This is a genomic window from Acinetobacter sp. Ver3, from assembly GCF_000632455.1.
Taxonomy (GTDB): domain Bacteria; phylum Pseudomonadota; class Gammaproteobacteria; order Pseudomonadales; family Moraxellaceae; genus Acinetobacter.
In genome coordinates this window covers 1-1,506 of record NZ_JFYL01000155.1, presented here as the reverse complement: position 1 = coordinate 1,506, position 1,506 = coordinate 1, and the positions used below count along the sequence as shown (strand labels likewise).

Annotated in this window: 2 protein-coding genes; both read left to right on the top strand. The window is 39.1% G+C overall.

Going from position 1 to position 1,506, the window contains the following annotated elements; all coding sequences use genetic code 11:
• Positions 1-220: hypothetical protein (locus CL42_RS16090; RefSeq protein WP_035270943.1), on the top strand; the 220-nt coding region annotated here is incomplete at its 5' end.
• A complete protein-coding gene (locus CL42_RS16085) occupies positions 210-1,355 on the top strand; it encodes a phospholipase A (RefSeq protein ID WP_004907114.1) in 1,146 nt (381 codons plus the stop codon). The genes CL42_RS16090 and CL42_RS16085, both read left to right, overlap by 11 nt.
• The last annotated feature ends 151 nt before the right edge of the window (positions 1,356-1,506 follow it).

Genomic DNA, 1,506 nt, shown 5'->3' with positions numbered 1-1,506 from the left:
AAATAGTTTAAAGAAGTGGACCAGTCAGCATCGTGCCGAAATACGCCAAAAAATTCTGCAGCATACTGAAGTGAATCAACTTAATGCAGCAAAGGGGATTGAGTTACTTGCTGCGCAACGTTGGCTAGATCGTTTAGTTGCACATACTTACCGTTTTTCTAATGTGCTGTATGAAAGTATTCTCAAAAATGAAGAAAGGAAATTTAAAAATGGCTGTTAAATTGACACGCCGTACAAAGTATTCATTCAGGGTGTTGAACTTGGCGATGCTGTCTATATTGTGTACAGAAGCAGGCTATGCTTATCAACCTGCAAGTGCTTCTGCTTGTGTAGCACTTGAGTCAAATGCAGAGCGTTTAAATTGTTATGACGGTTTATTTTCAGTAAAGCTCAGCGACGTAACAGTGGCATCGGTATTAGTTGCAGAAGGCGCTGGATCTGCTGAGGCCATGCCGTTACAAACATTAAAACGGCCGAGCAGCCGAGATAACAAGCAGGGCAATCCGAACCATTTTTTTGCTTTAGAACATCATCAATCGGATTTAAAAGCATCATTAATCGACCAGCGTTGGGAATTAACACCAGAACAAAAACTAGGAACATGGAATTTACGGGCTTACCAGCCTATTTATTTGCTACCTGCACTGTGGACAAGTGAAAAAAATGAAGTTCCGCATACGCCAAACAAGACACTGGCAGAACAGCAAAATTTGAATTCGATGGAAGCTAAACTGCAGTTATCTTTAAAGACCAAAGCACTTGAGAATCTCTTTGAAGACAATGGGGATATGTGGGTTGGCTATACGCAGACTGCGCATTGGCAAGTCTATAATGAAGATGAATCGAGGCCTTTTCGTGAAACAAATTATGAGCCTGAAGCCAGTTTAATTTTTAGAACAGACTATAGCATTTTGGGCTTAAATGGGCGCTTATTGGGATTAACTTATAATCATCAATCTAATGGTCGTTCTGGTCCCTTATCTCGCAGCTGGGACCGTATTATGCTGAATATTGGTTTAGAAAAAGATAATTTTGCGCTTATGTTGCGACCTTGGTATCGCCTAGATGAAGATGCCGGAAAAGATGATAATCCTGACATTAAAAACTATGTAGGACGGGGAGATTTAACAGCATTTTACCGTCGTAATGATAATGAGTTTTCATTGCTTTTACGACATTCTTTAAGAGGGGGAGATGATTCTCGCGGCGCTATGCAATTTGATTGGGCATTTCCGATCGCAGGCAAGTTAAGAGGATATTTTCAATTGTTTGACGGTTATGGGGAGAGTTTGATTGATTACAATCATCGAGCAACTTACGTGGGGTTAGGCGTTTCTTTAATGAATAGGTATTAGATAGAGCTGCTCTAGAAACAAAGATTGGCGCACTAAATATTAAATCTATTTGAAATCATAATCATGGTTTTTTCGCAATAATATTCTGTGGGTTATAAAATTTTATTGTTGGCTAAATATGCTATGAATGGGTATTTTTTTATTTAAACAC

Coding starts and splice junctions, on each gene's coding strand:
- CL42_RS16085 (WP_004907114.1), top strand. CDS start 210: ATGGCTGTTAAATTGACACGCCGTACAAAGTATTCATTCAGGGTGTTG.